The sequence below is a fragment of the Pseudomonas sp. DVZ6 genome (assembly GCF_024259445.1).
Classification (GTDB): domain Bacteria; phylum Pseudomonadota; class Gammaproteobacteria; order Pseudomonadales; family Pseudomonadaceae; genus Aquipseudomonas; species Aquipseudomonas peradeniyensis.
Map to the genome: position 1 here is coordinate 62,708 of NZ_JANCLM010000037.1, position 7,293 is coordinate 70,000.

General features: G+C 67.0%; 7 protein-coding genes (1 of these 7 running past the window's edge). 4 read left to right on the forward strand and 3 right to left on the reverse strand.

Translation table 11 applies throughout. The annotated features are described in order from the left end of the window. Positions 1–97 precede the first annotated feature (97 nt). The 3 genes from ftsX to ftsY are packed head-to-tail and all read right to left on the reverse strand — an operon-like array spanning position 98 to position 3,452. Positions 98–1,126 carry a permease-like cell division protein FtsX gene (ftsX, locus tag NMG10_RS20335; protein WP_203648541.1) on the reverse strand — a complete coding sequence of 343 codons (1,029 nt, stop codon included), beginning with the start codon at positions 1,124–1,126 and terminating at the stop codon, positions 98–100. Then, positions 1,123–1,794, reverse strand: coding sequence for a cell division ATP-binding protein FtsE (gene ftsE, locus NMG10_RS20340; RefSeq protein ID WP_011531723.1), 672 nt, complete (start codon positions 1,792–1,794; stop codon positions 1,123–1,125). Before ftsE ends, ftsX begins: the two co-directional genes overlap by 4 nt. Then, positions 1,791–3,452, reverse strand: a complete 1,662-nt coding sequence (ftsY, locus tag NMG10_RS20345; RefSeq protein ID WP_203648543.1) for a signal recognition particle-docking protein FtsY — start codon at positions 3,450–3,452, stop codon at positions 1,791–1,793. Before ftsY ends, ftsE begins: the two co-directional genes overlap by 4 nt. 234 nt (positions 3,453–3,686) lie before the next feature. Here ftsY and NMG10_RS20350 point away from each other — a divergent pair, with 234 nt between their 5' ends. The 4 genes in view from NMG10_RS20350 to NMG10_RS20365 are tightly spaced (at most 60 nt apart) and all read left to right on the forward strand, a layout consistent with a single transcriptional unit that may run on beyond the window. Beyond that, complete coding sequence (locus tag NMG10_RS20350; protein WP_203648545.1) at positions 3,687–5,042, forward strand: pitrilysin family protein; 1,356 nt, start codon at positions 3,687–3,689, stop codon at positions 5,040–5,042. Next, positions 5,035–6,528: a pitrilysin family protein gene (locus NMG10_RS20355; protein WP_254465012.1), complete on the forward strand. Its 1,494-nt coding sequence runs from the start codon at positions 5,035–5,037 to the stop codon at positions 6,526–6,528. The genes NMG10_RS20350 and NMG10_RS20355 overlap by 8 nt, the downstream gene beginning before the upstream one ends. Continuing rightward, positions 6,528–7,142, forward strand: coding sequence for a 16S rRNA (guanine(966)-N(2))-methyltransferase RsmD (rsmD, locus tag NMG10_RS20360; protein ID WP_203648556.1), 615 nt, complete (start codon positions 6,528–6,530; stop codon positions 7,140–7,142). Before NMG10_RS20355 ends, rsmD begins: the two co-directional genes overlap by 1 nt. Positions 7,143–7,202: 60 nt before the next feature. Continuing rightward, positions 7,203–7,293: the start of a hydrolase gene (locus NMG10_RS20365; protein ID WP_254465013.1), read on the forward strand. Its footprint extends 902 nt past the window's final position; the window shows 91 of its 993 coding nt (coding positions 1–91); its start codon is at positions 7,203–7,205; its stop codon lies off the right edge, out of view.

Below are 7,293 nucleotides of genomic sequence, written 5' to 3' on the forward strand. Positions count from 1 at the left end.
CTTACAGACTCGTGCCTTGTGGGCACTGCCAGCATAGACAAGGAACCGTTGTACAAGTTCCAGGATGAAAAATTTGTCAATACTGGCCATGAAACATTTATCGCGGCGCGAGCTCGTTCAGGTGACGAGCAACGGCGATCCATGCACCGATATACCCCAACAGCACCGCCCCGATCAAGAGTGAAAGACCATCGGAGGCCGGTACGCCACCCAGGGCGAAATCACTGCCATACAGGCCGGACAGCCCGACCACCGCGTCATTCAGCCAGTTCAGGCCGAACGCCAGGATGCCCCAGGCCAGCACGCCCGCACCCAGGCCGTACAGCGCGCCCATGTACAGGAAAGGCCGGCGCACGTAGCTGTCGGTGCCACCGACGAGCTTGATCACTTCGATCTCGACCCGGCGGTTTTCGATATGTAGACGAATTGTGTTACCGATTACTAACAACAGCGCGGAAATCAGCATCACCGCCAGGCCGAAGACGAACCGGTCACCCAGCTTGAGGATTGCCGCCAGGCGCTCGACCCACACCAGGTCCAGCTGCGCCGCTTCCACCCGCGGCAACTCGGACAGGCGCTGACGCAAGGCCTCCAGGGCGGGCTTGTCGACCTCGGTCGGGGTCACCACCACCACGCCCGGCAGCGGGTTGTCCGGCAACTCGCGCAGCGCCTCACCCAGGCCCGACTGCTGCTGGAACTCTTCCAGTGCCTGCTCGCGGCTGACGTACTGGGCCTCGGCGACGCCGGGCATGCCCTTGATCTCGTCACGCAGCGCCTCGCCGTCGCGGCTGCTGGCGTCGAGCTTGAGGTACAGCGAGATCTGCGCCGCGCGCTGCCAGGAACCGCCGAGTTTCTCGACGTTCTTCAGCAACAGCGACAGGCCCATGGGCATGCTCAGCGCCACGGCCATCACCAGGCAGGTGAAGAAACTGCCGATCGGCTGCTTGCCCAGTCGGCGAAGACTGTCGGCCAGGCTGGCGCGGTGGCTTTCCAGCCAGGCGTGCAGCAGGGTGCTGAAGTCCGGGCCATCGTCGTCGTGATCGCCACGCTTTTTCTTCGTCGGTTGTGGGGCGGCGGCTTTCGGCGCCACGCGCTCGGAAACCTTTGGTGTACGTGTGGTGCTCATTGCCCGGCCTCCCCATCGCCGATCAAGCGGCCGCGTTGCAGCGTCAGCATGCGGTGGCGCATGCGCGCGATCAGCGCCAGGTCGTGGCTGGCGATCAATACCGTGGTACCCAGGCGATTGATGTCCTCGAACACGCCCATGATCTCGGCGGCCAGGCGCGGGTCGAGGTTACCGGTGGGCTCGTCCGCCAGCAGCAGGGCCGGCTGGTGGACGATGGCGCGGGCAATGCCCACGCGCTGCTGCTGGCCGGTGGACAGGTCGGCCGGGAACAGCTCGCCCTTGTCGCTCAGCGACACGCGCTCCAGCGCCGAATCCACGCGCTTGGCGATTTCGGCCTTGGACAGCCCGAGGATCTGCAGCGGCAGGGCGATGTTGTTGAACACCGTGCGGTCGAACAGCAGCTGGTGGTTCTGGAACACCACGCCGATCTGACGGCGCAGGAACGGGATCTGCGCGTTGCTGATCTGGCCCAGGTCCTGCCCGGCCAAAAGCAGCTTGCCGCTGGTCGGACGCTCCATGGCCAGCAGCAGGCGCAGCAGGGTGCTCTTGCCGGCGCCGGAGTGGCCGGTGACGAACAGGAACTCGCCACGACGCGCCCGGAAGCTCAGTTCGTGCAGGCCGACGTGGCCGTTGGGATAGCGCTTGGCTACCTGTTCGAATCGGATCATGAAGGTTCCCGCTCGGCGAACAGCGCCTTGACGAAGGGTTCGGCCTCGAAGGTGCGCAGGTCGTCGATACCCTCGCCCACACCGATGAAGCGGATCGGGATATTGAACTGCTTGGCCAGGGCGAAGATGACGCCGCCCTTGGCGGTGCCGTCCAGCTTGGTCAGGGCCAGGCCGGTCAGCTCGACGCTCTGGTTGAAGTACTTGGCCTGGCTGATGGCGTTCTGCCCGGTACCGGCGTCGAGCACCAGCAGCACCTCGTGCGGCGCATCGGCGTCGAGCTTGCCGATCACCCGACGGACCTTCTTCAGCTCCTCCATCAGGTTGTCCTTGGTGTGCAGGCGGCCGGCGGTGTCGGCGATCAGCACATCGACGCCACGGGCCTTGGCGGCCTGCACGGCGTCGAAGATCACCGAGGCCGAGTCGGCTCCGGTGTGCTGGGCGATCACCGGGATCTGGTTGCGCTCGCCCCAGACCTGCAGCTGCTCCACCGCCGCGGCGCGGAAGGTGTCGCCGGCGGCGAGCATGACCTTCTTGCCTTCGAGCTGCAGCTTCTTGGCCAGCTTACCGATGGTGGTGGTCTTGCCGGCGCCGTTCACGCCGACCACCAGGATCACATAGGGCTTGTTCTGCGCCTCGATCTTCAGCGGTTGCTCGACCGGGCGCAGCAAAGCGGCCAGTTCGTCCTGCAGCGACTTGTACAGGGCATCGGCGTCGGCCAACTGTTTGCGGGCGACCTTCTGCGTCAGGTTCTGGACGATGGTCGAGGTGGCCTCGACGCCGACGTCGGCGGTCAGCAGGCGGGTCTCGATCTCGTCGAGCAGGTCGTCGTCAATGACCTTCTTGCCCAGGAACAGGCTGGCCATGCCCTCGCCGATGCTGGCGCTGGTCTTCGACAGGCCCTGCTTGAGGCGGGCGAAGAAGCCTGTTTTGGCGGGTTCGGCTGCGACTGGAGCGGGTTCCACGGCAGCCGGAGCGGGGGCGACAGGCGCTTCTGGCTCAGGCTCGACCACAGGGGCAATCACCACCGGTGCTGGCTCGGGCACCACCACCTCAGGGGGCTGGCGCTCAGGGATAGCCGGCGGGACCTTGGGTTCCAGGTCAGGCACCAGCGCCACCGGCTCTTCCGCGACCGGCAGCACCAGGTTGCTTACAGGCGCAGGCGGTGTTGGCTCGGGCACAACCGTTGACAGGTCCGACGCATTCGCGGGCAAGCCCGCTCCCACAGGAGGCTGCGGCGTCTGAGGCACCGCGGCAGGCTCGGCCGGGACTTCTGCCGGCACAGACTGGGGTGCTTCGAGCACTACAGCGGGCTGCGGCGCCTGAGGCGCAGCGGCAGGCTCAGGTTCGGCCGTCTGGACAGGCTCGACCGGGACTTCCACCGGCACAGGCTGAGGTGTTTCGACCACCGGTGCGGTCAGCGGCGCAGCGGCGGGCTCCGGCTCGGCCGGCGCGCTTACCGGCGCAGGCTGGGGTGCCTCGGCCAGCGGAGCGGGCTGCTCGGCGGGAGGCGGCTGTACCACCGGCGCCTCAGCGGGCGGTTGGGGGGCTTGCGGCTGTTCGGCGACAGGTTGCTCCGGCTTCTTGCGGAACCAGCTGAACAGGCCTTTCTTCTCGCCAGCCGCGGCCGGCGCTTTTTTGTCGTCGTTGGAACCAAACATGGAAGACGGCTATCTCAGGGTAGCGATGCGCCAGCAGTGGTGCATCGGGAATTCTTGGGTCACGCAGAACAGACTACTGTGAAGCCAGCGGGTTCATGCGCAACGTTTTGTCGTAAGGGCCTGCGGGCCAGAACGGCGACAGGCATGGTCGCCAGGCAACCGGATCAGTATCCTAGCACCTCCTGGCCCGCCGACGCTAAACCCAAGCGGGCCGCCGAACAGGTTGAACACCGTATGAATGCTCTAGCCCGCCGCGCCGCTGGCCTGTTGCTCGGCACGTTGTGCCTGCCGCTGGCGGCCTTCGCCGCCGATGTGCAACCCACCCACGAATTCATCCTCGACAACGGCCTGAAGGTGGTCGTGCGCGAGGACCACCGTGCGCCGGTGGTGGTTTCGCAGATCTGGTACAAGGTCGGCTCCAGCTACGAGACGCCGGGCCAGACCGGCCTGTCCCACGCCCTGGAGCACATGATGTTCAAGGGCAGCGCCAAGCTCGGCCCCGGCGAGGCCTCGCGCATCCTGCGCGATCTCGGTGCCGAGGAGAACGCCTTCACCAGCGACGACTACACCGCCTACTATCAGGTGCTGGCCCGTGACCGCCTGCCGGTGGCCTTCGAGCTGGAGGCCGACCGCCTGGCCAGCCTGCGCCTGCCGGCCGACGAGTTCAGCCGCGAAATCGAGGTGATCAAGGAAGAACGCCGCCTGCGCACCGACGACCAGCCCAACGCCAAGGCCTTCGAGCTGTTCCGCGCCATGGCCTACCCGGCCAGCGGCTACCACACCCCGACCATCGGCTGGATGGCCGACCTCGAGCGCATGAAGGTCGAGGAACTGCGCCACTGGTACGAGTCCTGGTACGCACCGAACAATGCCACCCTGGTGGTGGTCGGCGACGTCAAGCCCGACGAGGTGAAAGCCCTCGCGCAGAAGTACTTCGGCCCCATCCCCAAGCGCGCCGTGCCGCCAAGCAAGTTGCCGCTGGAGCTGGCCGAGCCGGGCCTGCGCCAGCTCACCCTGCACCTGCGCACGCAACTGCCCAGCCTGGTCTACGGCTTCAACGTACCGGCCCTGGCCACGGCCAAGGACCCGCGCAGCGTCAACGCCCTGCGCCTGATCTCGGCCCTGCTCGACGGCGGCTACAGCGCCCGCATGCCGGCGCGCCTGGAGCGCGGCCAGGAACTGGTGGCCGGCGCCTCGTCCAGCTACAACGCCTTCACCCGCGGTGACAGCCTGTTCATGATCTCGGCCACGCCCAACGTGCAGAAGCACAAGACCCTGGCCGAAGTGGAGAAAGGCATCTGGCAGCTGCTCGACGAACTCAAGACCACGCCACCGACCGCGGAAGAACTCGAACGCGTGCGCGCCCAGGTGATCGCCGGCCTGGTCTATGACCGCGACTCCATCAGCAGCCAGGCCACCACCATCGGCCAGCTGGAGACCGTCGGCCTGTCGTGGAAGCTGATAGACAGCGAGCTCGACGACCTCAAGCGCGTGACCCCGGAGGACATCCAGGCCGCCGCCCGCACCTATTTCACCCGCGAACGCCTGAGCGTTGCCCATGTACTGCCCGAGGAGTCCGCTCATGAGTGATCGCAGCGCACCGCGCTACACCCTGTTCGGCCTGGCGATCATCGTGCTGGTGGTGGCCGTCGCCGTGCTGTTGGCGCGCCCGGCCCAGTCCGACAGCCAAGGCAAGGCGGACACCGCGGCCCGCCCATCCAACACCCTGCAATCGCTGGCCGAACTGGACGGCAAGGCCCCCAGCCGGCGCCAGCTGAACATCCAGCACTGGTCCACCGCCGAAGGCGCCCGCGTGCTGTTCGTCGAGGCCCGCGAGCTGCCGATGTTCGACCTGCGCGTGACCTTCGCCGCCGGCAGCAGCCAGGACGGCGGCACCCCGGGCCTGGCCACCCTGACCAACGCCATGCTCAACGAAGGCGTGGCCGGCAAGGACGTTACCGCCATCGCCGAGGGCTTCGAAGGCCTGGGCGCCGACTTCGGCAACGGTTCGTACCGCGACATGGCCGTGGCGTCGCTGCGCAGCCTCAGCGCCAGCGACAAGCGCGAGCCGGCGCTGAGGCTGTTCACCGAGGTGGTGGGCCAGCCGACCTTCCCCGAGGATGCCCTCAAGCGCATCAAGAACCAGCTGCTGGCCGGTTTCGAGTACGAGAAGCAGAACCCGGGCAAGATCGCCGGCAAGACTCTGTTCGCCAACCTCTACGGCAAACACCCTTACGCCAGCCCCAGCGACGGCACCGCCGAAACCATCCCGGGCATTACCCTGGAACAGCTGCGCGGCTTCCACGCCAAGGCCTACTCGGCCGGCAACGCGGTGATCGCCCTGGTCGGCGACCTCAGCCGCGGCGAAGCCGAAGCCATTGCCGCCCAGGTCTCCGCCGGGCTGCCAAAAGGCCCGGCCCTGGCCAAGCCCGAGCAACCGGTCGAGCCCACGCCGGGTGCGACCCACATCGATTTCCCGTCCAAGCAGACCCACCTGATGCTGGCCGAGCTGGGCATCGACCGTAACGATCCGGACTGGCCGGCCCTGTCGCTGGGCAACCAGATCCTCGGTGGCGGCGCTTTCGGTACCCGCCTGATGAGCGAAGTCCGCGAAAAACGCGGCCTGACCTACGGCGTGTACTCGGTGTTCAGCCCGATGCAGGTACGCGGCCCGTTCATGATCAACCTGCAGACCCGCGCCGAACTCAGCGAGGGCACGCTCAAGCTTGTGCAGGACATCCTTGCCGACTACCTCAAGAGCGGCCCGACCCAGCAGGAGCTGGACGATGCCAAGCGCGAACTGGCCGGCAGCTTCCCGCTGTCCAACGCCAGCAATGCCAGCATCGTCGGCCAACTGGGCGCGATCGGCTTCTACAACCTGCCGCTGAGCTGGCTGGAAGATTTCATGCAGCAATCCCAGGCGCTGACCGTCGAGCAGGTCAAGGCCGCCATGAACAAGCATCTGGCGGCGGACAAGCTGGTGATCGTCACCGTCGGCCCGAAGGTGGCCCAGCAGCCCCTGCCGGCCCCCACTGACAAACCCGCCGAGCAACCGCTCGGCGTACCGGAGCACTAATGGCAAGACCCAACACCCCAGCGCGCCCGGCACCGGGCGCCAGCAAGGGCCCCGGCCAGCTGCGCATCATCGCTGGCGAGTGGCGCAGCCGCCGCCTGGCCGTGCCGGAAGGCGAAGGCCTGCGACCGACGCCTGACCGTGTGCGCGAGACCCTGTTCAACTGGCTGGCGCCACATATCGAAGGCGCCCTGGTGCTCGATGCCTTCACCGGCAGCGGCGCGCTGGTGCTCGAGGCGCTGTCCCGCGGCGCCGAAAACGCCGTGGCGCTGGACAGCAACCCAACGGCCATCGCCAATCTCAAGAACAACCTTGAGCTGCTGCGCTGCCCGCGCGGGCAGATCCTGCAGACCGACGCCCTGCGCTACCTTCAAGGCCCGGCCAAGCAACAGTTCGACGTGGTGTTCCTCGACCCGCCGTTCCACCAGGAGCTGCTGGCCAACACCTGCAACCTGCTGGAGCAGGGCCAGTGGCTGCGCGAGCAGGCGTGGATCTACACCGAAAGCGAAGCCGTGCCCTCTTCGCTGCCGATGCCAGGCAACTGGCGCCTGCACCGCGAGAAGAAGACCGGTCAGGTGCACTACGCGTTGTGGCAACGAGCGGGCACAGACCAATAGCGCAGGTACAGCGGCGGTGTTTCATGGCACTCTAGGCAGGCACACCACGAGTCGCCCAGCATGCCCAGCCTCACCGCCACCTTCCGCCCGGCCACCGGCCTGTCCAACCCCCACCTGCAGACACTGTGGGGGCCTCTGTGGCGCAAGCTCC